The organism is Rossellomorea sp. RS05 (assembly GCF_039822645.1).
GTDB lineage: Bacteria > Bacillota > Bacilli > Bacillales > Bacillaceae_B > Rossellomorea > Rossellomorea marisflavi_B.
On record NZ_JBDKWY010000001.1, the window covers coordinates 1,120,405 to 1,143,568 of the forward strand.

24 protein-coding genes are annotated in these 23,164 nt (G+C 49.6%); 2 read left to right on the forward strand and 22 right to left on the reverse strand.

All coding sequences use genetic code 11. The features are described from left to right. The first annotated feature begins 48 nt into the window (after window positions 1-48). On the forward strand, window positions 49-2,763 hold the full coding sequence (locus tag ABJ225_RS05825; protein WP_347318943.1) for a PBP1A family penicillin-binding protein: 2,715 nt from the start codon (window positions 49-51) through the stop codon (window positions 2,761-2,763). Between the two features lie 19 nt (window positions 2,764-2,782). Here ABJ225_RS05825 and ABJ225_RS05830 read toward each other — a convergent pair whose 3' ends face one another. The 18 genes from ABJ225_RS05830 to ABJ225_RS05915 all read right to left on the reverse strand — a co-directional run bounded on the left by ABJ225_RS05830 (window position 2,783) and on the right by ABJ225_RS05915 (window position 19,031). Next, window positions 2,783-3,208 carry a YpoC family protein gene (locus tag ABJ225_RS05830; RefSeq protein WP_218246075.1) on the reverse strand — a complete coding sequence of 142 codons (426 nt, stop codon included), beginning with the start codon at window positions 3,206-3,208 and terminating at the stop codon, window positions 2,783-2,785. Further along, a complete protein-coding gene (gene nth / locus ABJ225_RS05835; protein WP_347318945.1) occupies window positions 3,205-3,861 on the reverse strand; it encodes an endonuclease III in 657 nt (218 codons plus the stop codon). Before nth ends, ABJ225_RS05830 begins: the two co-directional genes overlap by 4 nt. Window positions 3,862-3,969: 108 nt before the next feature. Beyond that, entirely contained in the window at window positions 3,970-4,680 is a 711-nt protein-coding gene (locus ABJ225_RS05840; protein WP_347318947.1) for a DnaD domain-containing protein, read from the reverse strand. Window positions 4,681-4,813: 133 nt separating this feature from the next. Beyond that, window positions 4,814-6,106: an asparagine--tRNA ligase gene (gene asnS / locus ABJ225_RS05845; RefSeq protein ID WP_056535792.1), complete on the reverse strand. Its 1,293-nt coding sequence runs from the start codon at window positions 6,104-6,106 to the stop codon at window positions 4,814-4,816. 112 nt (window positions 6,107-6,218) lie between these two features. Next, the gene (locus ABJ225_RS05850) at window positions 6,219-7,409 is read right to left on the reverse strand and encodes a pyridoxal phosphate-dependent aminotransferase (protein WP_286188233.1); all 1,191 of its coding nucleotides are present in this window, start codon (window positions 7,407-7,409) and stop codon (window positions 6,219-6,221) included. A gap of 17 nt (window positions 7,410-7,426) precedes the next feature. After that, window positions 7,427-7,903, reverse strand: a complete 477-nt coding sequence (locus ABJ225_RS05855; RefSeq protein ID WP_218246077.1) for a cell wall elongation regulator TseB-like domain-containing protein — start codon at window positions 7,901-7,903, stop codon at window positions 7,427-7,429. Window positions 7,904-7,916: 13 nt separating this feature from the next. After that, the gene (locus tag ABJ225_RS05860; protein WP_079516288.1) at window positions 7,917-8,087 is read right to left on the reverse strand and encodes a YpmA family protein; all 171 of its coding nucleotides are present in this window, start codon (window positions 8,085-8,087) and stop codon (window positions 7,917-7,919) included. A gap of 175 nt (window positions 8,088-8,262) precedes the next feature. Next, window positions 8,263-11,046 carry an ATP-dependent DNA helicase DinG gene (dinG, locus tag ABJ225_RS05865; RefSeq protein ID WP_347318950.1) on the reverse strand — a complete coding sequence of 928 codons (2,784 nt, stop codon included), beginning with the start codon at window positions 11,044-11,046 and terminating at the stop codon, window positions 8,263-8,265. Between the two features lie 130 nt (window positions 11,047-11,176). Next, window positions 11,177-11,560: an aspartate 1-decarboxylase gene (panD, locus tag ABJ225_RS05870; RefSeq protein WP_218246079.1), complete on the reverse strand. Its 384-nt coding sequence runs from the start codon at window positions 11,558-11,560 to the stop codon at window positions 11,177-11,179. After that, window positions 11,553-12,416 carry a pantoate--beta-alanine ligase gene (gene panC / locus ABJ225_RS05875; RefSeq protein WP_347318952.1) on the reverse strand — a complete coding sequence of 288 codons (864 nt, stop codon included), beginning with the start codon at window positions 12,414-12,416 and terminating at the stop codon, window positions 11,553-11,555. The genes panD and panC overlap by 8 nt, the downstream gene beginning before the upstream one ends. Next, on the reverse strand, window positions 12,413-13,252 hold the full coding sequence (gene panB / locus ABJ225_RS05880) for a 3-methyl-2-oxobutanoate hydroxymethyltransferase (protein WP_347318954.1): 840 nt from the start codon (window positions 13,250-13,252) through the stop codon (window positions 12,413-12,415). The genes panC and panB overlap by 4 nt, the downstream gene beginning before the upstream one ends. A 274-nt stretch (window positions 13,253-13,526) precedes the next feature. Further along, the gene (locus ABJ225_RS05885; protein ID WP_347318956.1) at window positions 13,527-14,510 is read right to left on the reverse strand and encodes a biotin--[acetyl-CoA-carboxylase] ligase; all 984 of its coding nucleotides are present in this window, start codon (window positions 14,508-14,510) and stop codon (window positions 13,527-13,529) included. Continuing rightward, entirely contained in the window at window positions 14,495-15,673 is a 1,179-nt protein-coding gene (locus ABJ225_RS05890) for a CCA tRNA nucleotidyltransferase (protein ID WP_347318958.1), read from the reverse strand. Before ABJ225_RS05890 ends, ABJ225_RS05885 begins: the two co-directional genes overlap by 16 nt. Before the next feature lie 12 nt (window positions 15,674-15,685). Continuing rightward, a complete protein-coding gene (gene bshA, locus ABJ225_RS05895) occupies window positions 15,686-16,807 on the reverse strand; it encodes an N-acetyl-alpha-D-glucosaminyl L-malate synthase BshA (RefSeq protein WP_347318960.1) in 1,122 nt (373 codons plus the stop codon). A gap of 5 nt (window positions 16,808-16,812) precedes the next feature. Next, window positions 16,813-17,514, reverse strand: a complete 702-nt coding sequence (bshB1, locus tag ABJ225_RS05900) for a bacillithiol biosynthesis deacetylase BshB1 (RefSeq protein ID WP_347318962.1) — start codon at window positions 17,512-17,514, stop codon at window positions 16,813-16,815. Continuing rightward, the gene (gene mgsA / locus ABJ225_RS05905) at window positions 17,507-17,911 is read right to left on the reverse strand and encodes a methylglyoxal synthase (RefSeq protein WP_347318964.1); all 405 of its coding nucleotides are present in this window, start codon (window positions 17,909-17,911) and stop codon (window positions 17,507-17,509) included. Before mgsA ends, bshB1 begins: the two co-directional genes overlap by 8 nt. Window positions 17,912-17,923: 12 nt before the next feature. After that, complete coding sequence (gene dapB / locus ABJ225_RS05910) at window positions 17,924-18,694, reverse strand: 4-hydroxy-tetrahydrodipicolinate reductase (RefSeq protein WP_347318965.1); 771 nt, start codon at window positions 18,692-18,694, stop codon at window positions 17,924-17,926. Beyond that, the gene (locus ABJ225_RS05915; protein ID WP_347318967.1) at window positions 18,681-19,031 is read right to left on the reverse strand and encodes a nucleotide pyrophosphohydrolase; all 351 of its coding nucleotides are present in this window, start codon (window positions 19,029-19,031) and stop codon (window positions 18,681-18,683) included. Before ABJ225_RS05915 ends, dapB begins: the two co-directional genes overlap by 14 nt. A gap of 168 nt (window positions 19,032-19,199) precedes the next feature. Between ABJ225_RS05915 and ABJ225_RS05920 the strand changes: the two genes are divergently transcribed. Beyond that, on the forward strand, window positions 19,200-20,069 hold the full coding sequence (locus ABJ225_RS05920; RefSeq protein ID WP_048005868.1) for a YitT family protein: 870 nt from the start codon (window positions 19,200-19,202) through the stop codon (window positions 20,067-20,069). Window positions 20,070-20,134: 65 nt separating this feature from the next. Here the strand turns inward: ABJ225_RS05920 and ABJ225_RS05925 are convergent, their stop codons facing one another. From ABJ225_RS05925 to ABJ225_RS05940, 4 genes are all read right to left on the reverse strand, one after another. Next, a complete protein-coding gene (locus ABJ225_RS05925; RefSeq protein WP_218246089.1) occupies window positions 20,135-20,815 on the reverse strand; it encodes a zinc metallopeptidase in 681 nt (226 codons plus the stop codon). Window positions 20,816-20,874: 59 nt separating this feature from the next. Next, the gene (gene ypjB / locus ABJ225_RS05930) at window positions 20,875-21,663 is read right to left on the reverse strand and encodes a sporulation protein YpjB (protein ID WP_053426747.1); all 789 of its coding nucleotides are present in this window, start codon (window positions 21,661-21,663) and stop codon (window positions 20,875-20,877) included. Between the two features lie 60 nt (window positions 21,664-21,723). Then, a complete protein-coding gene (lhaT, locus tag ABJ225_RS05935) occupies window positions 21,724-22,314 on the reverse strand; it encodes a lipoprotein heptaprenylglyceryl N-acetyltransferase LhaT (RefSeq protein ID WP_056535753.1) in 591 nt (196 codons plus the stop codon). A gap of 65 nt (window positions 22,315-22,379) precedes the next feature. Further along, on the reverse strand, window positions 22,380-23,147 hold the full coding sequence (locus ABJ225_RS05940) for a menaquinol-cytochrome c reductase cytochrome b/c subunit (RefSeq protein WP_053426745.1): 768 nt from the start codon (window positions 23,145-23,147) through the stop codon (window positions 22,380-22,382). Window positions 23,148-23,164: the final 17 nt, after the last annotated feature.

A 23,164-nucleotide genomic window follows, 5' to 3' on the forward strand; every position in this document is an offset into this window, starting at 1 on the left:
ACGTGGACAATACTAAAATAGACAGAAGATTGAAAGCGAGGAACCAAAATGGCTGGTGAGTACAAATCCAGAGAAGAAAAACGCCTTGCCCAGCAGAAACAAAAGCCCTCAGGTAAAAAAGGGAAGAAACGTTCGCTGTTCAAGCGTGTCATTTTAACATTATTCGTCATCGGGATCATCGGGATGATCGCAGGAGGCGGGCTGTTCGCCTATTACGCCTCAAGTGCCCCGGACCTTGATGAGAAATTATTGAAAGATCCGATTGCTTCGGAAATCTTTGACATGAACGGTGATCTCATCACCACGGTCGGAAAGGAAAAGCGTGAATACGCCAACTTCGAGGATATTCCCAAGGTGATGCAGGACGCGGTCCTCGCCACAGAGGATAACCGTTTCTACAAGCATCACGGGATCGACCTCATTCGCCTTGGAGGAGCCGTCATGGCCAATATTACGGGCGGCTTCGGTTCCGAAGGTGCCTCCACAATCACACAGCAGGTGATCAAAGGCTCATTCCTGAATCCCGAAAAGACGTTGAAACGTAAAGCACAGGAAGCATGGCTCGCCATCAAACTCGAGCAGGATTACACGAAAGAAGAAATCTTCGAGATGTACTTCAACAAAGTATATATGTCTGATGGCATCAACGGGATGGCTACAGCAGCAGATTATTACTACGGCAAAGATGTCAAGGATATCAAGCTGAATGAGGCTGCGGTCATTGCCGGTCTTCCTCAAAGTCCTAATAACTACAATCCGTTTGAACATCCTGAAGCAGCCGAGAAGCGACGGAACATCGTCCTGTCCCTCATGGCCCAGCATGGAAGGATAACGGAAAAACAAAAAGAAGAAGCACAAAAGGTCCCGATCACGGAAGGCCTCGTCTCAAAAGAGGATCGTGCTAAAAAGAACGACAATAAATATCCAGCCTTCGTCGATGCGGTAATCGAAGAAGTCGAAGACATGGGCGATTACAACATCTATTCAGATGGACTGAAGGTCTATACGACAGTCGATCCGAAAGCACAGGATCGCGTGGAAGAAATCCTTGCAGGTGAAAACACATCCTTCACCTATCCTGAAAAATACGACCAGCCGATGCAGGCCGGTATCACCCTCCTTGACACAAAAACCGGTGAAATCCGTGCCATCGGAGGAGGACGTGAACAGGATAAGAATGTACAACGTGGATTCAACTATGCCACCGACATCAAACGCCAACCGGGATCTACGATCAAACCGCTGATCGACTATGCCCCGGCCGTTGAATACTTGAAATGGTCCACGTATCATATCCTGGATGATGAACCATACAAATATTCCGACGGAACGGAATTGAACAACTACGATGGACAATTCAAAGGACCGATCACCATGAGGGAAGCCCTCTGGGATTCTCGGAACATCCCGGCCCTGAAGGCATTCCAAGAAGTCGGACCTGAAAAAGCCGAGGATTTCGTGAATGGACTCGGATTGAATTTCGACCATTATTATGAATCTGCCTCCATCGGCGGTGTATCACCTGGTGTCAACTCCGTACAAATGGCCGGTGCGTATGCTGCATTCGGTAATGAAGGTGTCTATACGAAACCTCATGCCATTCAAAAAGTGGTACTCCGTGACGGAGAAACGGAAGTCAAACCTGATATCAAACCAAAAGCCGCTATGAAAGAATATACGGCCTACATGATCTCGGATGTCCTGAAAAGCGTCATCGATAACCCAAGAGGTACAGGACTGTATGCCAAAGTACCGGGGCTTCCGATGGCAGGTAAATCAGGTACCACCAACTATTCACAAAAAGATCGGGAGAAGCTCGGTATCCCGAAAGCCAATGCTCCGGATTCTTGGTTCGTCGGGTATACAACCAACTATACGGCGGCTGTCTGGACAGGGTACGAAAAACAATCCAACTCCCTCGATCCGACCGACAGGCATATCGCCCAGTATATCGTGAGTGACTTGATGAGTTCTGTACATGAAGGCGTCGACACGGCAGACTTCAAAAAACCGAACTCCGTTGTCGAGTCGAAAGTCGAAATGGGAAGCAATCCCGCAAGACTCCCTAGCGATTACACGCCTGACGACCGCATCATCACGGAACTGTTCGTACGCGGTACAGAACCGTCGAAAGTCTCGTCTGAATTCGATAAGATCGATGCACCAAGCGGACTGAATGCAAAATACGATGATAAGAAACAATCCATCAAACTATCATGGGACTATAAGAAAAAGAAAGACGTCAAGTTCGAAGTCTCCGTTTCAATCAATGGGGAATCAAAACAAACCCTGACAACCACCGATAAAAAAGGCTTGAATGTCGATAACATTCAAGGCGACGGTACGTATGCTTTCGAAGTCTTGGCCATCTCTGGCGGTCAGCGAAGCGACCCTGCTTCCACGAGCGTGACAGTGAGCGGCAACGACGAAGAAGACCAAGCAGAAGAACCGGAAGATCAACCCGATGACAATGCCGACGACGGCAATACCGAGAATCCTGACACCCCTGGGAATGAAGATGATCAGGGCAACGGAGGAGATAACGGGAATGGGAATGACAATGGAAACGGAAATGGAAATGACAACGGGAACGGCGGTGGAAACGATAACGGCTCCGATAATGGAGACGGCGGCACCCCTCCAAGTGATGAGAATCCTCCGGCTGAGGGTGACGGAGATCAAGGAGGTACCGATACCGAGCCACCAAGTGACGGTGGTACGACTGACGGTACCCAAGATCAAGCCCCTTCACCTGCCCAATAGAAAAAAGCAGCGAGTACGTCTACTCGCTGCTTTTTTTTATGGATTTCATCGCCCTATCCTTAGCATATCTCTTCCATTGTTCTTCAAAAAGCTCCTGCAGCTGCAGGAAGGAATGAGCAAGTCTTGGGTTCTCCTGGATGAAAGATAGCCGGTCCACGACGTTGTGGGGCTTCAACTCCAGCCGCTCCACCGCCTTCTGCCAATCGGACAGATCGACCTCAGATCCATTACTCCAGAATAAAAGCTGATGGAACCATAGGATCGCCCTTCCCATTTCATCTGCCGATGAGGCATCACGCGCCTTGAACAGGGTGGAAATCAGACCCTTGCCCTCTTCCCAATTCTGATAGGCCTCTTCTGGATGAAAGCTGTTTCCTCCGTCGTCTGGAATCTTATGTTCTTCCGAACAGTATTTATCCGGCTGCCCTTCTACCCTATCCTTCATCCCCTCACCTTTTTCTTCATCCGCTTCTGCCCTTCCCTGCATAAATCAAGCAGAGGACAGATATCACACTGAGGAGACTGCGCCTTGCAGTGGTAGCGGCCGAAGAAAATCAGGCGGTGATGCGTTTTGCTCCATTCTTCACGGGGAATCTTGCGCATGAGCGTCTTCTCGACTTCGAGGACGCTGTCCTTCCAGCGGCATATACCCAGACGCTTACTGACTCTCTCCACGTGGGTATCCACGGCCAAAGCCGGTACACCGAAGGCGACGGAGACGACAACATTCGCTGTCTTCCTTCCTACTCCCGGCAGCTTCACAAGCTCCTCGTGTTCTCTCGGGACCTCCCCCCCATACTCCTCAAGAAGGATTTCACAGAGGCTGCGGATGTTCTTCGCTTTGTTCCGGTACAGTCCGATGGACCTGATATCCTGCTGGAGCTCTTCCAATGTGACGGCCAAATAGTCCTCAGGTTCCTTGTATTTTTGAAAAAGATTCTTTGTCACTTTATTGACCAGTACATCTGTACACTGTGCAGAGAGCAGCACGGCGATGACGAGCTCGAAAGGATTTTCATGGACGAGTTCACAATGGGCCTCCGGGTACATACCCCTCATTTCATCCAGGCATATGGCAATCTGTTTATTGTTCAGCAATGAAATACATCCTCCTTTTCACGTGTGAGGGGGGTAACCTTACTCAGTAATGTGCCCCTCCCCTATGCGTTTGAAAAAGACCGGCCACGATGGCCGGTCTTTTATACCCTATTGCTCCAACCAGTTATAAAAGGGAACCGACTTTCGCTTCCCTTCGGATTTCATTTCCTTCGGTGCAACCGCTTTTTGATGCGGGCGGAAGCGCTGACTCTGATTCCGGGCATCTTCGATGGTCTTCACGCCGTTTTTCTTCCATTCGAATAAAATGCGGTCGATATATCGAAAATTAAGTTTACCGGAGATGACAGACTCCCTCAGGGCCGCCTTGATGATGGTAGGATTATGTTCATCCTGATCCAACCACATGGCAAGGGTCTCGCATTCCAGCGGAGACAGGGGACGAGCAAATTCCTGTTCGAACACGGAATAGATATCCGCCTCTTCCTCCATCGCCTGAACGGTCTGCTCCCTTTTGCTATCCTGAATGATATGGTCCGCCAGTTTACTCCAAAGGGGCATCAGACTGTACCGTTCGAAGAGGATGCCCTCCGGGGAAGCTCCTTCTTCGATCCCAAGGAATTGATGTTGGATCAGTTTCCTCAAAAGGGAAGAACAGTGTTCAGCACTTAAGGTCATGGTTTCTGAAAGGTCAGTGGGTGTAGGGAACTGATTCCCCATATCCAAATGCCTGTAGATATTGAGTAATAGGACAAGCTCGGTTTCATTCAATCCGAGAGCTTGATAGTGTTTCAATAATAAATGGGGGATGTTCAATGTCCCTTCTTCGATCCAGGACAACATCAATCGTTTATGATCCATAGTACTAACACCTCCTAACCAGTATATCATGGCTACGGGTCATTTTCTGCTATTACAGGGTGTTTTTCTTTTCCATAAGCCCTTCAAAAAAAAGAAGACCATCCCGTGCATCATGCACAGGACGGCGTTTTACTTACGGATATAGACGATTCAACAGACGCGGGAATGGGATGGTTTCCCTGACATGCTCCACGCCGCTGATCCATGCAACGGTCCGCTCCAGACCAAGTCCGAATCCTGAATGGGGAACTGAACCGTACTCCCTCAATTCAAGGTACCATTTGTATGCATCTGTAGCGAGATCGTGTTCTTCGATGCGCTGCTTCAACAGTTCGGCATCGTGGATCCGTTCTGATCCACCGATGATTTCCCCGTATCCTTCCGGTGCGATTAGATCGGCGCACAGAACAACATCATCACGGTCTGCATCCGGCTGCATATAGAACGGCTTCAATGAAGTCGGGTAGTGCGTGATGAAGACAGGTTTATCGTAACTTTCGGCAATGGCCGTTTCATGAGGCGCACCAAAATCATCGCCCCAAGTGATATCATCGAACCCTTTTTCGTGAAGGAGCTTGATGGCGTCATCATAGGAGATGCGTGGGAATGGAGCTTTGATCTGTTCAAGCTTACTTGTGTCACGTCCAAGACGCTCAAGCTCAAGCTTACAGTTCTCAAGCACACTCTGTACGATATAGGACACGTACTGTTCCTGTACTTCGAGGTTTTCATTGAATGTGACAAAAGCCATTTCCGGTTCGATCATCCAAAACTCGATGAGATGACGTCGGGTCTTCGATTTTTCAGCACGGAATGTCGGTCCGAATGAGAAGACTTTTCCAAGGGCCATGGCCGCAGCTTCCATATACAGCTGACCACTTTGAGAAAGATAGGCGTCCTCCTCGAAGTATTTCGTTGCGAATAGTTCAGTCGTTCCCTCCGGTGCACTTCCAGTCAGGATCGGCGGATCCACTTTCACGAATCCTTCTTTATTAAAGAATTCATACGTTGCCCTGATGATTTCATTCCGAACTTTCATCACGGCGTGCTGCTTGCGTGAGCGCAGCCACAGATGACGGTGGTCCATAAGGAACTCTGTCCCGTGTTCCTTCGGTGTGATCGGGTAGTCAACGGCTTCATGGATCACTTCGACGTCCTTCACCTGAAGTTCATATCCGAAAGGTGAACGCTCGTCTTCCGTGACGACACCTGTCACATAGAGGGACGTTTCCTGGGTAAGAGACTTGGCCTTTTTGAAGATTTCCTCTTCGACTTCAGCCTTGACGACGACACCCTGGATGAAGCCGGTACCGTCACGCAGTTGTAGAAAAGCGATCTTGCCGCTTGAACGTTTGTTGGCGAGCCATGCACCGATGGTCACTTCTTCCCCAACAAAACGATTAACTTGAGATATTGTGGTTTTCACGATTTTTTCCCTCCAAAAACTTATACACTTATGTATCGTACCTTATTATACCTTCCCGATCATCGCGTCGCAACAGATTGGAAAAAAGAGCCCCTTGAAGAGGGGCCGGTCCTTACTTACTGCGCGCTACGACGAATGTATGAATTCGTTTCAGTGCTTCCTCCAATGAATCAAGGCTGGTTGCGTAAGACAAGCGGATGTTATCAGGTGATCCGAATCCGGAACCAGGGATCACGGCCACTTTCGCTTCCTCAAGGAGGGCCGTCGTAAAGGCGTCCACATCTTCATAGCCTGTCAGCTCTGCCGCATTCTTGACATTTGGGAAAAGGTAGAATGCCCCTTGAGGCTTGATGCACTTGAATCCTGGGATAGCATTGAGCTTCTCGAATAAGATGTTCAGTCTCTCTTCGAATGCCTGTCTCATATGTTCAACAGGAGCTTGATCCCCCTCATATGCCGCGATGGCTCCGTATTGAGACGTAGTGGTCGGATTTGAAGTCGAATGGCTTGCAAGATTCGTCATCGCCTTGATGATCGTTGCATCACCCGCCGCATAGCCGATCCTCCACCCTGTCATGGAATGGGACTTCGACACTCCGTTGATGACGATGGTCTGATCCTTGAGCTCCGGTGACAGCTGTGCAATCGAGATATGTTTGTTCCCATCATATACAAGCTTTTCATAGATTTCATCCGAAACGATAAGGACATCATGTTTGATGCACGCTTTACCGATCGCACGAAGTTCTTTCTCGGAGTAAAGCATCCCCGTCGGATTGCTCGGGGAATTCAGGATGAGGGCTTTCGTTTTGGACGAAAGCACCCCTTCAAGTTGCTCAGGTGTGATTTTATATTCGTTTTCCTCTTTTCCCTCGACCATCACCGGGACACCTCCGGCGAGCTTGACCTGTTCAGGGTAGCTCACCCAATACGGAGTCGGAATGATGACCTCATCCCCTTCGTCCAAGAGCACCTGAAACAGGGTATAAAGGGCGTGCTTCGCACCGCTCGTCACGATGACTTCACCGGGGCCATACTCGAGTCCCTGGTCAGTCTTGAATTTTTGAATGATGGCTTCCTTGAGGGCAGGAGTACCGCCTGAAGGGGTGTACTTGGTCTGACCGCCGATCATCGACTCATGTGCTGCATTGATGATATGGTCAGGGGTGTTGAAGTCGGGTTCACCCGCTCCAAGTCCGATCACATCGATTCCCTGCTGCTTCATCTCTTTCGCCTTGGCCGTGATGGCCAGTGTTGTGGAAGGTGTTAGTGCACTTACTCTTTGGGCTAATGAAATGTTCATCGTGACTCACTCCTGTATTATAGATTCTCTATTTTTTTCCACCATTCTCCATTGGAGAACAGCATATAGAAATAATTCAGTTGTTCCTGATCATCTAGGTATGTGATTTCCCAGACGGGGCCGACGGATTCGTAGCCAAGCCTAACGGAAAGAAGTTCCTTGGGCTCGATCTCACTTCTGAGCTTTTTGACAGCCTCTTCCTTCGAGATGCCACCATCCCAGTCCCTCTCGATGATTTTCCCTTTACCTTCAGGAACCCATGCGACCTTTTTCTTGCCGCCATCATCCTTACCGATGATGACAGAATATGCTTTGGTTCCGTTATAGAAGCTTGTGTCCTCGATTTTGGTGATGGCTGTTTCTTCTTTGACGCGGTCGATTGCCGCCTCCGATTGTTTATGAAGCGGGCTTCGTGAATTTTTATAAATCAAGAAGGCCGAAGTGCCGCCAATGAGCACAAAGGCTATCACGATTATCGTTATCCATTTTTTCATCATTATCACTCTTTTATGTACGATAGATTGTTAGTACTGCTACCTGCTGATCTTCCGGATCAAGTGCAAGGCCAAACATATAGTCGTCTTTTTTCAGCGTCCTGTTCAATTCGTCTACCACTTTATAAAGGTTATCTGTATAGTCGATCCGAAGGGTAGATAAAATCTCAATCTTGCTTTCCATGATGTTCCTCCTTCATCGATTGTTTGTTACATTCTACACACATTATAACAACATTTCTCCATTGTGTAATCGCAGAATATAAAAACTTCACTCCTTCTTTTCAAGACACTTCATGGATGCGGCTTCCATTCACCGCAATCCGGCCTCTTCCCCGGTGGCTTCCTTACCACCGGGTTCAAAGCCAATCTTCAATCTGATCGATGAGTTCGAACAGATCTCCTTCCTGAACAGGCATTTCTGGGATCGATTCCAGGAACGCCTTCCCGTACCTTGTCGATATGATGCGCCGATCATAGACGATGATGATTCCCCTGTCACTGCTCCTTCTGATGAGCCTTCCAATCCCTTGTTTGAAACGGATGATGGCTTCCGGAAGTGAGAGGGCCGAAAATGAATTTTTTCCAGCCGCCTTGAGGATTTCCGCCTTTGCCTGTGTGACCGGTTCATCGGGAGGGGAGAATGGAAGGCGCACCATGGCCAGGCATGATAGGTCCTCACCAGGTATGTCGACCCCTTCCCAGAAGCTGCTTGTACCGAACAGGATGGCTTTATCGAATCGCTGAAAATTCTTTGTCAGTCTCGTTCGGCTTCCCGACGTGATCCCCTGGGCCATCAGTACATACTCTTCAAGGAGCCCCGAATCCTTCATGAGCTCATACGTCTTCCGGAGCATATCGTACGAGGTGAAAAGAATGAGCATCCTCCCCTTCGTCGCCTGTGCCACTCCGATCAGATGGGAGCTGATGGCCTCGATATACTCTTCATTGGTGACCTGCTGGATCTCCGGTACATCCGAAGGGATGAACAACCTCGTCGCTTCCCGGTAGTCGAATGGTGAAGGGAGTCGGAGAGTGCCGGCTCCATCCAGCCCGATTTCCCGTAGGAAGAAATCGAATGAATCACTGACCGTAAGCGTCGCCGATGTAAGGATGACACTTTCTTTTTTGACAAACACTTCATCCCGGAGTTGATCAGACACCGTCACGGGCTGACCTTGGATGGTCAGGGAGTTGGGCAGTGATCTTGTATCTCCTTCAAGCCAGATGACATACTCATCCGACGCTCTGAGGAAGAGGGTGGAGAGTCCGGAATACAGTTCATTCCAATCAAGCAGGAACGAGAAGAATTCCTCGATGAAGGCTTTTTCAGGATCAGTAAGTTTGATTTTCTTTTCTTTTACGGTATCAAGCACCTTCCTGAATTGTCCTTCGATCGTTTTCATATGGGAAACGACCCTTTCGATGATCATCCTGACGGGCATCCATTGCCTGCTTTTCTTCACATCTTCCGTCAGGCGCCATTGGATCTTGTTGACACCCGATCGCTTTTTGGACTGCTTATAAAATGTCGAAGCAAGCACCGTGAACGCTTCTTCGAGTTCTCTATAAAAGTCTGTGATGAGACGGTCCATCTCAAAGGGATGGAGTTCCATGGTGACCGAATGGTTGGCCAAAAGTTCATCAAGACGCTTATACAGCTGGTGCTGGTCCAAGGATCCGAGCTGGGAAACCGTGAATTTAATGGAAGGGTAGTCCAGCATAATCCCAAGATGCTGCCTTGCAGCCTTTTCCAGATGATGAGCCTCATCGATCACCAGATAGTTGAAGTCGGGGAGCATCTTTTTCTCCATTTTCACATCGGTCAAAAGCATGGAATGGTTGGTGATGATGAGATCGGCCTCCAGTGCCTCCTTCCTTGCAGAAAGGTAGAAGTCCTTCGACACCCATGGATCTTTGTGATGAGGCAGATGCCATCCGTCCTGCTTCAAGCGGTTCCAGAACAATTGTCCGCCGGAGCTCAGGTTGAGTTCGCTCATATCTCCGGTTTCAGTCCTTGTGAGCCAGACAAGGATCTGCATTTTCGTCAATGCAGCATCATACTGCGCTTCGTCTTCCCTCAGGGACTGCTCGAATTTGAACAGATTGATATAATGATTTTTCCCCTTCAGAAGGACCGTTTTAAACGGAAAGGGAGCGATGGCTTCCAGGCGCTTGATTTCCTGCTGGAGAAGCTGCTCCTGGAGCTGGATCGTATATGTACTGATGACCACCCTTTCCCCCTTGCGGATTGCAAAGTCGAGGCTTGGCCATAGATAGCCGAGGGATTTCCCTACGCCCGTACCCGCTTCGATCACCATGTTTTTGGAAAGGAGAAAAGCGTCCGTGATGCTTTCCATCATATCCAGCTGTGCCCCCCTCCGTTCATAATGGGGGACGGTCCTCTTCAGGAGCTCCTCTATTCCTTCTCCCTCGTCAGCTTTCCCTGTGGAGATCTTCACACTGCCTTTTTTCCTGATGGCCAGGCCACGGTGGACCTCAAGATCTTCTGGAAGATCCTCGATCCTCTCATATTTGTCATGGAGGATCTGCTCAAAGATCAAATAGAGGTCACTCTTCAGATGATCGGAAAGCTTCCTTAGCTTTTCCAGTGTCACCAATGGCAATCCATTGAGGGTATCGATGAAGTATAAAAGGATCTCCGCTGTGACGTAGGCATCACTGTCTGCCTGATGCGGTCTCACATGACTGACATCAAGGGTGCTTGACAACTCGGATAGTTTGAAGCTATCTGCCGAAGGCAACGCGACTTTTGCCAATTCCACCGTATCGACAGACGGACCGTCAAACGGCACATATCCGCTTTCTTCAAGCTCCGCCTGAAGGAAGGATAGATCGAAATTGACATTATGGGCAACGAATACCGCCCCTTCAAGGATCTTATGGACCACGGGTGCGATTTCTTCAAAGGCCGGGGCATCCCGTACCATTTCATCATTGATGCCGGTCAACTCTTCGATGAATGCCGGAATCGGCTTGCCCGGTGAGACAAAGCTCGTATATTGGTCGGTAATCTTACCGTTTTCGATCGTGACTGCCGATAGTTGAATGATCCGTTCCCCTCTCTTAGGGGAATTACCGGTCGTTTCAAGATCGACGACTACAAATTTCAATGGATCCATCTTCTTCACTGCCTTCATTTAATCGCTACACTTATCTTCAACAGTGTACCACAATCTCTTCACCGCGAGCCACCATGCGGGCATAAGAAAAGAGGGATGATCCCGGGATCTCCCTCTTCCATGTTCACTATCAGTAGACCGTTGCTTCCGGTTCTGTACCGAGCATTTCCACGATCGTATTATTCTCATCCATGATCGCCACTTTCGGCACATGACGGTTGATGTGTTCTTCCCCGATGAGCTTATAGGAGACGATGATCACGATATCCCCCTCCTGAACCTTCCGAGCAGCTGCTCCATTCAGGCAGATGACACCACTCCCACGCTTACCGGGGATGATATAGGTTTCCAGGCGTTCTCCATTGTTATTATTGACCACTTGGACCTTTTCATTTGCCACCATCCCCACTGCGTCAAGGATTTCTTCATCAATCGTGATGCTGCCCACATAATTCAAATTCGCTTCCGTCACGCGGGCCCTGTGGATCTTCCCGCTCATCATTGTCCTAAACATGTTTATCCTCCTCTGAGACTGTGATAATCATATTATCAATCAACCTTGCCTTCTCGTATTGGACGGCGAGTGCTACGATGATTTCCCCATCCCACTCTTCCACCGGGCACAGTCCAGGGTAAGAGAGAATTTCGATATAATCGATGACTCCTGACGTCCCTGATTCGATCGTTTCACGTACGAGTGAGATGACTTCTTCACCTGAACGGGCCCCCTGTTCTATCGCCTTCCGTGCACGCTGCAGGCTATGCTGCAAAACAGGAGCTTCCTCCCTTTCTTGGATAGAAAGATAGACGTTCCGGGAGCTTTTGGCAAGCCCGTCGCTTTCCCTCAAGGTCGGTACCCTGACGATGGTAAGTGGAAAGAAGTAGTCTTTTACAAGTCTCTCCACCACGGCCACCTGCTGGGCATCCTTAAGCCCCATATACACATGGTCCGGCTGTACGATGTGAAATAGTTTTGTGAGGATGGTCACTACACCATCAAAGTGACCCGGCCGTTTCTTGCCGCACATCACGTCCACCCCTTCTGTTACATGAAGGGTGATCGATGCTGTCCCGGCGTATATTTCTTCCGTGCGGGGAAGGAACAGGATATCGACACCCGCTTCTTCCGCCAGTGCCTTGTCTCTGTCCAGATCCCTTGGGTACCGGTCAAAGTCCTCACCCGGTCCGAATTGGGTGGGATTTACATAAATGCTCATCACCACTAGATCATTCTCTTCCCTTGCTCTCTTTACAAGGGAGAGATGCCCTTCGTGAAGATACCCCATCGTGGGAACGAAACCGATCCCTGAGCCCTGCTTTTTATGCGTCAGTACGTCTGTCAGCTCCCTGATGTTGTCTACACATCTCATTTATGTCCACCACCGTAAAGGCTATTGAGCTCTTCTTCCTTCATCGAGAAGGAGTGCTCATCGTCAGGAAACCTCTTCTCCTTGACATCTTCAATGTAGGAAGCAATTCCACCCCTAACAGCACGGGACACGTCCGTATACGACTTGACGAACTTGGGCGTCCTGTCGACTCCGAACAGGACCATGTCATGAAAGACCAGTACTTGCCCATCGGTATCTTTTCCGGCCCCGATCCCGATGACCGGGATGGAGAGGGCACCGGAGACTTCTTTAGCAATCTGCTTAGGCACGCATTCGAGAACGAGGGCAAAGGCTCCTGCCGCCTCGCACTCCCTGGCATCCCTGATCAGCTTTTCCGCCTGGGAAGCTGTTTTCCCTTGGACCTTATACCCTCCGAGGACCCCGACGGATTGCGGGGTGAGGCCGAGATGGGCCATGACAGGGACCCCGGCAGCCGTAAGGGCATGGATCCGATCGACGACCGTACCCGCTCCTTCGACCTTCACGGCATGGGCTCCGCCTTCCTGCATGAGTTTTGCTGCTGCCTTCAGTGTCTCTTCTGTTGAGAGGTGATAGGTCATGAAGGGTAGATCTGTCACCGTGAACGTGTCGGGAGCACCTCTCCTGACCGCTTTCGTATGGTGGATCATATCAGCGGTGGTAACAGCTACCGTTGAATCATATCCGAGTACGACCATACCGAGGCTGTCACCTACCAGAAGCAGGTCGATCCCTGCTTCCTGAGCAAGCTTTGCCGTGGGATAATCATAGGCCGTCAGCATGGAGATCTTTTCTCCGCTCTCTTTCATCTTTAGAAATTGTGTCGTCTGTTTCATAAGTTCCTCCTTCTTTTCAGTCAGAGGTGACGAAACAAAATGATGTAAAAAGGACCCTTCTGCAAAAAAATTGACAGAAGGATCCCTGGATTATCGTAAAGTTTCGACCCTCTGTCCCAGTCCTGAACGGATCAAGGCAGATTTTAGTTTTCACGTATGGATGTAACCGCTTAAGGTGCAGTTCCTGATGGATACTGCCCAATTCCGATTATAGCATATGGCGAAGAAGAAGATGCAAGTCAGAACGTAAAAAAAGAGGAGCTTTTTGCTCCTCTTACCGGGACAACTCGATATCAGCCGAATAAATATGGTGAAGTTTGCCGGTATCATCTTCGATCTGAAGGACCCCTTCTTCTGTGATTCCCCGGGCATATCCCTCGATGGATCCGTTGATTGTCCGGGCCGTGATTCTCCTCCCGATACTGACGGCATAGCTTTCCCACATGAGTTTGATGGGAGTGAATCCCTTAGTCATATACAGCTCATAGAGTGCCTCCATCCGTTCTAACACCTTCTGGACGATGTCAGATCGGGAAAGTGAACGGCCAGCTTCCATTCCATAGGAGGTGGCAATACTTTGCAACTCATCGGGAAAATGCTCTTGGGTATGGTTGACGTTCATGCCGATCCCGATGATGATGGAGTTGATTTTATCCGGTTCCGCCTGAAGCTCCGTCAGGATCCCGGTCGCTTTCTTGCCATTGATCAGTATATCGTTCGGCCATTTGATCTGCGGCTCGAGGCCGGTTGCCTCCTGAATGGCCTGTACGACAGCCACAGCTGCAATCAATGTGAACTGCGGGGCTTTCTGGGGAGGGAGGAGCGGCTTCAGGATCAGGCTCATCCATATGCCCGTCCCTTTCGATGAATGCCACTCCCGCATCAGCCTTCCCCGTCCATCCGTCTGCTCATCCGCAATGACCAGCGTTCCCTCAGGAGCACCATTTGCAGCCAGTTCATGCGCCACTTTCTGGGTGCTCCCCACCGTTTCTTCATAATGGATATTCTGGCCGAGTGTCTTCGTCTTCAGACCGATCTTCAATTTGTTTGCAGTCACACTGTCAGGAACACCGATGATCCGGTACCCTTTCTTCCTGACAGCTTCAAGAACGAATCCTTCTTTCCTCAGCTCTTCAATATGCTTCCACACGGCAGCCCTCGAACAGCCCGCAATGTCAGCGAGCGCCTGGCCGGACATGAAATCATCCGGTGAATCCGATAATGCCGACAAAAGCTTCTCTCTTATGACCGATTGCATGTTTTCACCCACTTTTTGATTGACGCCTTTTCATTCGGAAGTTCTCCGTTTAAGATGGCCGCTTCGATTTTTGCTATTTCCTCTTTCACCCATGGTCCTCCCGGCTTCCCTTTCCATTTGATTAACTCTGACCCGGTCGCCTCGATATCCTTTACTGAATGGATGGGCAGTTCGTCGTAGCGATCGAGTACTTCAGAATGGGGAGAGCTTGAGATACAGGAAGCAACGGTTTCTACGTTCACTACCCCGTTCCTTCCTGTCTTATACAGTAGCAGTGGAGACCAGTCTCCTTCAAGGCGCTTCTTCAGGGATTCCCTCTCTTTTTCCCTCGCTTTGATTTCCTTATTAGGCAGTCGCCAGGATTTCAAGAATCCGCTATCCATCACATGGAAGAGCAGGAATAGCCATGACTGGTCCTTTGAGAGTGATCTCACTGCAGGGTTCTCCCTCATGGCTTCCATAACATTCCCATAGTTTTTCAGCATCGGAAGCTCACGGTATAGTCTGGTGCGAATCAGGAGGTCAAAGGCCAAATGTTTGTTCACTGAAGCAAGGATCTTTTCGAATTCCATCGTCTTTCTCTCGACGGCAATATGGCTCATCAAGGAGCTGTGGCGGACAATCGCCTCTCTTGTTTCATCTTCCATATGGAAACCAAGCTGGGCAACGAAGCGTATCCCCCTCATCATCCGGAGAGCATCCTCTGAAAATCGTTCATCAGGGAGACCGACCGTGCGGATCTTCTTGTCGCGAAGATCCCGCCTGCCTCCAAACGGATCCTTTATCCTGCCCCTTGCATCCATGGCCATGCTGTTGATGGTAAAGTCCCTCCTTTGAAGATCTTCCTCAAGGGACCTTACAAAATCGACAGAATCGGGTCTCCTGAAATCCTGATAGCCTGTTTCCGTCCTGAAGGTCGTCACTTCAAACCTTCCCGAGCCCGTCAATACTAAAACGGTTCCGTGGTCGATTCCGATATCCACCGTATCGCGGAAAATGCTTTTCACCTCTTCAGGGAGAGCAGAAGTGGCTATATCGACATCATTGATGGGCCGTCCAATGAGATGGTCCCTGACTGATCCACCCACAAAATATGCCTCATACCCGTTCGCTTCCAATTCAAGAAGAACGGGCAGCGCCTGGGAAAATTCCCTCGGTAACATCCTATCTCCCCCTTAGATCAATTCCTTGTAGATCGACTCATACTGGTCGACCACTCGATTCCGGTGGAATTTTGTGCGTACGGTTTCAAGTGCATTCTTCGAAAGCTCTTCATAAAGAGCTCCGTCCTTCAATGCCTTGACGGCTTTACTTGCCACGGCTTCAAGGTCACCGAGTGGACAGATGAAGCCATTCACCCCATCTTCGATCACTTCCGGGATCCCCCCGATATCAGTGCCGATCGCCGGTACTCCACAGGCCATGGCCTCTAGGGCCACAAGACCGAAGCTCTCTTTTTCGGACAGAAGCAGCTTGAGGTCGCTGATGGAGTAGAGTTCTTCCAAGTTGTTTTGTTTTCCCAGAAATAAGACATATTCCTCGATCCCCAGTTCTTTTACGAGAGAAGAGATTGTCCCCATTTCGGGGCCGTCTCCTACCAGTAGGAGCTTTGAAGGAACAGCTTCCCGGATCTTGGCAAATGCACCTACGACATCCTTCACCCGTTTGACCCCCCTGAAATTCGAAACGTGGATGAGCACTTTTTCATGAGGCTCTATCCCGTATTCCGTTCTAAGGTGGGCTGAGTCGGTTTTCCGGTACACCCTTTCATCGATAAAATTGTATACCGTTCGTATATCTTTGTCTGGACGGATCAAATCGTCTGTCTGCTTCACGAGGGCAGTCGATACCGCTGTTACAACATCGGATTTCTCAATTCCGAAGCGGATCGCCCCCGTCAGTGAGGCGTCATATCCGAGCACCGTGATATCCGTGCCGTGAAGAGTGGTGACGATTTTCACGTCCCTACCCGACATTTGTTTCCCAAGGATGGCACAGACGGCATGAGGGATCGCATAATGGACGTGGAGGATATCAAGTTCCTCCCGTTCCACGACCTCGGCCATTTTATTGGCCAGTGCGATATCATAAGGCGGATACTGGAAGACGGAGTACTGATTCACCTCCACCTGGTGGAAGTAGATATTATGGTACATCTTGTCCAATCTGAAAGGGATGCTCGAGGTGATAAAATGGATTTCATGTCCTCTTTCTGCAAGCAGTTTTCCAAGCTCTGTTGCCACGACTCCCGAGCCCCCGACTGTCGGGTAGCATGTGATTCCGATTTTCAACTTCATTATTGTTACTCTCCTAATAAATCATGATGCAATGTAATGGGTGAATGAGTGAAGAACCCTTCGGCGTGAAGGGAGCCTACTTCCTTCCCCATCATGGTTTCCCTCGCCTCCACGGACTCTATGTAGCCTTTTGTGAGCGGTGTCGCCACGCCGGACGCCTGAATGAACTGACTCGTATAGGCACGGAGGCTGTCCACCTTCTTATCCATACAGCCTTCGATATCCACCATGAAGTCCGGACGGTGGAAACCGTTGATCATGTAGTAATATAAATGCTGGGGTTTATGAGCGTCCAACTCCCCGTGGAAGTTACGGATCCCCGCCGAGAAGTACGCTTCAGTGATCAGACGGGATGCGTTACCGTGATCGGGGTGGCGGTCCTTTTCATACGGGGCAAAGATGGCTTTGGGACGAAACGTACGTATGACTTCGACGACCTTTTTCAAATGATCCTCGTTTATGTATATGCCCCGATCGGGAATATCGAGGGTGATCCGCTCTGATGCACCAAGGATCTCTGCGGCCTTCTTCGCTTCTTCCAAGCGAAGATCCACCGTTCCGTTGGATGACAGTTCGGCATGGGTAAGATCGCAGATGACGATGCGTTTCCCTTTTGCGGCGTATTTGGCAATGGTACCCCCCATACCGATTTCGACATCATCGGCATGGGCTCCAAAGGCCAGGATATCGATTGGTGGCTCACTCATTCTCATTGATGATGCTCCTCCATTCGATATCTCCTCTTTCCAGCCCCTTGACCAGGACCTCCGCACTCCCCATATTCGTTGCAAGGGGAACGCAATACACGTCACATAGGCGTATCAAGGCTGATACATCCGGTTCGTGGGGTTGGGCAGTCAATGGGTCCCTGAAGAACAGGACAAGGTCCATCTTATCATTGGCGATATAAGCTCCGATTTCCTGATCTCCCCCAAGGGGTCCGGACCTGAAGCGATGGACCGGCAATCCGGTTTCTGTCGTGATCCTTGTACCGGTCGTCCCGGTGGCAAAAAGGGAGTGCTGCTCAAAGATGGGCTGATAAGCCAAAACGAAACGAATCAGATCGTCTTTTTTCTTATCATGGGCGATTAGCGCAATATTCATGAATGTCACCTTCTATTCCAGTATATTTTCAAGGCCGTAGACGAGGGTCTTCAGCTCCATGACCGTCTCCACGCATACCTTCACTCCCGACATGAAGCTCTTTCGATGGAATGAATCATGACGGATCGTCAACAGTTCCCCTTCACCGCCAAGCATGACCTGCTGATGGGCCACGAGTCCCGGAAGACGCACACTGTGGATGTGGATACCATCCATTTCGGCACCACGTGCCCCCTGGAGGGTTTCCTTTTCATCGGGATGTCCCTGTTCTTTCGACTCCCTGACTTCCCTGATCATCTCGGCCGTCTTCACCGCCGTTCCGGACGGTGCATCGAGCTTCTGATCATGATGGAGCTCGAGGATCTCGATATCCGGGAAATATTTTGACGCCATTTGTGAGAACTTCATCATCAAGACTGCCCCGATGGCAAAGTTCGGTGCGATGATGCAACCGATGCCCTTATCTTCCGCCAGGGTTTTAAGCTCTTCCAACTGTTCTGCTGTGAATCCCGTTGTACCGACAACCGGTCTCACACCGTGCTCCAATGCGGTCCTCGTATGCGTATACCCCACTTCAGGCGTTGTAAGGTCGATCAGGACGTCCGGAAGTTCATGAGCGAAACATTCTTCCAGCGAAGCAAACACAGGGACCCCGGCAGCGGCTTCCTGTTTATGATCGATCACACTCACCAATTCGAAATGATCCGTTTCTTCCACAAGGGTGACGGCTTCCTTCCCCATTCTTCCCCTCGGCCCTGCTATCGACACCTTAATCATTCCCATTGTCATCCCCTCCTTCTATACGGGTCCAGCGATCTTTATCACGGGTGGTGAATTTATCCATCACCCGGTCATGTGCGTCCTCGAGGCTTATGCCAAGGGAATTGGCGAGGCAGATCACCACGAACAAGAGATCACCCAACTCCTCATCGATGGCCTTTTCAGTTTCCGAATCTTTTTTTGGCTTTTCACCATAATAATGATTGATTTCCCTGGCTAGTTCGCCCAATTCTTCGGTCAGCCTGGTCATCATGGCCAATGGGCTGAAGTACCCTTCCTTGAATTGACTTATGTATGCATCCACATCGTTTTGCATTTGTTCCATCGTCTTCTTATTCATGAGTCGTCACACTCCTCTATTATCTTTTATCATGTTAGCTAAACTTTACCGTCAATACAACTATTACGCATGCCCCCGGTCGTTTATAAATGTTATTGCCAGTTTGTATCCCTTCCTATATAATGTCTCTGTCAACCAGTTCATTACGGCATTGAGGGAGGTTTCAACATGTTAGGGCTCCGCCTTAAAAATATCATCTTCATCATCCTGGGTTCAGCCATCTTCGCATTCGGATTAGTTCATTTTAACATGAGAAATGAATTGGCGGAGGGCGGATTCACAGGGATCACCCTGATCCTATACTTTTTGTTCCACATCGATCCATCCTATTCGAACCTTGCCCTCAACATCCCCCTGTTCATTCTCGGGTGGAAGCTCCTGGGTAAGAAATCGTTCGGGTATACCGTCATCGGCACCGTCGGACTATCCGTCTTCCTATGGATCTTCCAGCGCTATCAGATGAATATCAACCTGGAAGGAGACCTGTTCCTTGCCGCCCTGTTTGCCGGGGTGTTTGTCGGGATCGGACTCGGAACGATCTTCCGTTTCGGCGGGACGACGGGGGGAGTCGACATCCTGGCAAGACTTGCACATAAGTACATCGGCTGGAGCATGGGAAGGACCATGTTCATGTTTGACGCCGTCGTCATCCTTGCTTCCCTCCTCACCTATCTTCAATACCGGGAAGCCATGTATACGCTCGTCGCCGTGTTCGTGGGGGCAAGGGTCATCGACTTCATGCAGGAAGGAGCGTATGCGGCCAGGGGCGCCATGATCATCTCCGACCATCATGAAGAGATCGCCAAGATGGTCCATGACAAGATGGATCGCGGCGTCACCGTGCTGAAGGGGCACGGATCCTTCACAAAGCAAGACCGGGAAGTCCTCTATTGCGTGGTGGGGAAAAACGAAATCGTCCGGCTTAAAAATATCATCAATGCCATAGATCCTCACGCCTTCGTATCCGTTACCGTCGTGCATGACGTCCTCGGAGAAGGTTTCACCTTGGATGCGGATAAAAATCCCCTCGACCTTTAAGAGCCCCTTTCAAATAAAAAAACAGCTCCGGCAGATCCCTTCAGGATCGTCTGGAGCTGTTTTTATTAGTCATCGTTATTCATACCGGTATAGATCAGGATCAGACGGAGAAGCTCAATGACAGCCACCGCTGCCGCCGCCACATACGTCATGGCCGCCGCGTTCAGTACCTTCCTCGCGTGACGCTCCTCCTCATTGCGGATCAAACCGAGTGAAACCACCTGGTTCATGGCCCGAGAGGATGCATTGAACTCAACCGGCAGCGTAACGAGCTGGAATACGACACCGAGTGCCATGAGGATGATCCCAAGCATGATCATATCTGACAATCGGGTAAAGATTCCGATCATAATGAAAATCCATGACATATTGGAACCGATATTCGCAAGGGGGACCAACCTGTGACGGAACCTTAGGAATGCATAGCTTTCCGCATCCTGGATCGCATGTCCAACCTCATGGGCTGCAACGGCCGCACCCGCAACGGAATGACCGTGATAATTATCCGGGGATAGTGCCACCGTTTTGGTGACCGGGTTGTAGTGGTCACTCAGGAATCCCCTGCCTTCTACAACCTTTACATCATACAATCCGTTATCATCTAGGATTCTGCGGGCTACTTCCATACCCGTCATTCCTGAAGTGGATCTGACTTTGGAATATTTATTGAATGTGCTTTTTACTCTCATCTGTGCAATGATCGGAATGAGAGCGATCAGTAGAAAGTAAACCAAAAATCCTACCATTATCGCCATAACCTCCACATGTTAAATTACCTAAATTCTATAGTGATATAAGGTTCCTGTCAATTTTTTTGTCTTTCTGTTGTTTTCGCTTCCTTTTGACCCTTATATTTTCTCCAACCTACGTAAGATAATGTGGAAATGATGATGCTTCCTGTAGAAATGATCACCCACCATAAGGACGGATCGGCCTCATCCTCGGTCACATTTTCAAATAAGTCCTTCAAATCTCCTTCCAGCGTGGTCAATTCCGTCATCCCCTCGCTCTTGAGCACGCTTTTACGATAGTGATCCAAGTAGGTGATTTTGGCATCAAGCGCCTGGGAGCGTTCCACAGGCAGATCAAGCCTCACACTTGGCTGAATGATATTATATTTGGAAAGAAATGCATTCAATGTGGAATGGTAGGCTTCCATATCCCCTTCTTCGGCTGCAGTCTTCACGTCGCTGAAAGCTTCCATGATGGGATCTTCCATCTCAACCCAAAGGGGCTGATAGCGGCTGGACAGTGTATCGATTACGAGCCTGAACTTGGTTACCGCATTTACCTTTTGGGCATGGTCAGCAGAAACCTGATTGATGCTTTCCACGGCATAGTCATGGGACATCGTCAGGATCCTCAGCTCATCCATGGACAAGGGGCGGCTGCCACCCGAAGCAGGGAATACCTCAGAAAAGTGGGTAAGGAACTTTTTTGCCTCTTCATATTTACCTGCCTTCGTCATCTGAAGTGCCTGGTCGGCCAATTCATCAAGTTCCCCTGTACCGGCAGGCGATTCCCCCAGGGCATGAAATGGTTTCGGTACCAGCATGAGTGCTATGACAATAAATAATAGTTGAATGACTTTCATTCTCGTCCCCCCTATTGCTACTAGTAAAGTGTATGAAGGGGTGGACAAGAGTAGACCTCTTTACAAACTCAGGGAGTTCCTCGCCGTCTTCTGGGTGAAATAATAGGCAATCGCAATAGAGGCGATGCTGAGCCAGAAGGTAAAATAACCGATGTGCTGTATGTACATGTATAGCTGGGAATAGATAGGATATTGCATATACACATAATCAATGATGTCATTATGAACAGCCCATACGGCCCCCACCATGATATGCCAAGGCTTCACCCGATAAAACGAGGAATACAGGATTCCCTGGACCGCCATGGCCCCGTGGGACACCATGAGCATGTATCCTTCCCAAGGAAGATCACCCGATACCCAAAGAGTCAGCAGATTCATGACAATCGCCCACACCCCGTACTTGAAGAGGGTGATGATGGCCAGAACCTCGAATATCGGCCAATTCCGCTTAAGCAGGAAGGCGATAAGGACAAAGCAGAAAAACAGGCTTGCTGTCGGACTGTCCGGAACAAACGGGATGAAAATCCCCGGTGTTCTCTCAAGCTGAGGCATATACCATATATATCCGTATATCGTACCGAGCACGTTGACCACCAGAAGTAGCCACAAAAAACTTCGATTCTTTAACAATGACCATAACCAGATCATATTTATCCTCACCTTTCTGTCCATGAGAAAAGAGAGCCAGCGTAAGCGGCTCTCTTCAACATTATTCATTCTAGACCTGAAATGAATTCTGCTAGCTTATCAAGTTCCTCATCGGAGCCTTGAAATAGATCGGCAGGCATTCCAGGCGGCTTGCCGTTCACAGCGATATCCGCCACTTCATCGGCTGAGAGCCCCGTCCCAACAAGGGATGGTCCTGCTCCACCTTGGAGATTTTCACCGTGACAGTTGATACAACCATTCTTTTGATCTGCAAAGATCTTATACCCCTCTGACTCTTTATCAAAGTCAGCTTCTGCCTGGATTTTCCCCTGTTCCTTCGCTGCAGCCCAGTCATGTGTCGCGACGGACTCCCATGTCAGGAAGTAGGTTGCAGCCAGTGCAAGAAGCATGAAGCCGGTTGCAAATGGACGCTTTGTCGGGCGTCGTTCCGGTCCCCTGTCGATGAAAGGAGCCAGGAGTAGCGCACCGAAAGCGATTCCCGGAATGATGAAGGCACCAATCACATTATAAGGACCAGATGCGTACGTGTACTTCAATAATTGATAGAGAAATAAGAAATACCAGTCAGGCAGCGGAATATATCCCGTATCCGTCGGGTCGGCGATCCGTTCCAACGGAGATGGATGAGCCACTGTCAAGCAAAGATAACCGATCAGGAAAACAGCTCCCACTAGCCATTCCTTCAGCAGGAAGTTCGGCCAGAAGGCTTCTGTTTTACCAGGGAACTCCGAATAGTCTTTTGGAATATTCGGTTTTCGTTCAGCAGGAACACGCGAGTCCCCTACAAACTTCATCCCTTTACCACGATGCATAATGTCCCCTCCTTTTA

Excerpts from the sequence above, each read along its gene's own strand:
- ABJ225_RS05825 (WP_347318943.1), top strand. The coding sequence starts at position 49 with ATGGCTGGTGAGTACAAATCCAGAGAAGAAAAACGCCTTGCCCAGCAG.
- ABJ225_RS05830 (WP_218246075.1), bottom strand. The coding sequence starts at position 3,208 with ATGAAGGATAGGGTAGAAGGGCAGCCGGATAAATACTGTTCGGAAGAA.
- ABJ225_RS05840 (WP_347318947.1), bottom strand. The coding sequence starts at position 4,680 with ATGGATCATAAACGATTGATGTTGTCCTGGATCGAAGAAGGGACATTG.
- ABJ225_RS05850 (WP_286188233.1), bottom strand. The coding sequence starts at position 7,409 with ATGAACATTTCATTAGCCCAAAGAGTAAGTGCACTAACACCTTCCACA.
- ABJ225_RS05855 (WP_218246077.1), bottom strand. The coding sequence starts at position 7,903 with ATGAAAAAATGGATAACGATAATCGTGATAGCCTTTGTGCTCATTGGC.
- ABJ225_RS05860 (WP_079516288.1), bottom strand. The coding sequence starts at position 8,087 with ATGGAAAGCAAGATTGAGATTTTATCTACCCTTCGGATCGACTATACA.
- dinG (WP_347318950.1), bottom strand. The coding sequence starts at position 11,046 with ATGGATCCATTGAAATTTGTAGTCGTCGATCTTGAAACGACCGGTAAT.
- panD (WP_218246079.1), bottom strand. The coding sequence starts at position 11,560 with ATGTTTAGGACAATGATGAGCGGGAAGATCCACAGGGCCCGCGTGACG.
- panC (WP_347318952.1), bottom strand. The coding sequence starts at position 12,416 with ATGAGATGTGTAGACAACATCAGGGAGCTGACAGACGTACTGACGCAT.
- panB (WP_347318954.1), bottom strand. The coding sequence starts at position 13,252 with ATGAAACAGACGACACAATTTCTAAAGATGAAAGAGAGCGGAGAAAAG.
- ABJ225_RS05885 (WP_347318956.1), bottom strand. The coding sequence starts at position 14,510 with ATGCAATCGGTCATAAGAGAGAAGCTTTTGTCGGCATTATCGGATTCA.
- ABJ225_RS05890 (WP_347318958.1), bottom strand. The coding sequence starts at position 15,673 with ATGTTACCGAGGGAATTTTCCCAGGCGCTGCCCGTTCTTCTTGAATTG.
- bshA (WP_347318960.1), bottom strand. The coding sequence starts at position 16,807 with ATGAAGTTGAAAATCGGAATCACATGCTACCCGACAGTCGGGGGCTCG.
- bshB1 (WP_347318962.1), bottom strand. The coding sequence starts at position 17,514 with ATGAGTGAGCCACCAATCGATATCCTGGCCTTTGGAGCCCATGCCGAT.
- mgsA (WP_347318964.1), bottom strand. The coding sequence starts at position 17,911 with ATGAATATTGCGCTAATCGCCCATGATAAGAAAAAAGACGATCTGATT.
- dapB (WP_347318965.1), bottom strand. The coding sequence starts at position 18,694 with ATGGGAATGATTAAGGTGTCGATAGCAGGGCCGAGGGGAAGAATGGGG.
- ABJ225_RS05915 (WP_347318967.1), bottom strand. The coding sequence starts at position 19,031 with ATGAATAAGAAGACGATGGAACAAATGCAAAACGATGTGGATGCATAC.
- ABJ225_RS05920 (WP_048005868.1), top strand. The coding sequence starts at position 19,200 with ATGTTAGGGCTCCGCCTTAAAAATATCATCTTCATCATCCTGGGTTCA.
- ABJ225_RS05925 (WP_218246089.1), bottom strand. The coding sequence starts at position 20,815 with ATGGTAGGATTTTTGGTTTACTTTCTACTGATCGCTCTCATTCCGATC.
- ypjB (WP_053426747.1), bottom strand. The coding sequence starts at position 21,663 with ATGAAAGTCATTCAACTATTATTTATTGTCATAGCACTCATGCTGGTA.
- lhaT (WP_056535753.1), bottom strand. The coding sequence starts at position 22,314 with ATGATCTGGTTATGGTCATTGTTAAAGAATCGAAGTTTTTTGTGGCTA.
- ABJ225_RS05940 (WP_053426745.1), bottom strand. The coding sequence starts at position 23,147 with ATGCATCGTGGTAAAGGGATGAAGTTTGTAGGGGACTCGCGTGTTCCT.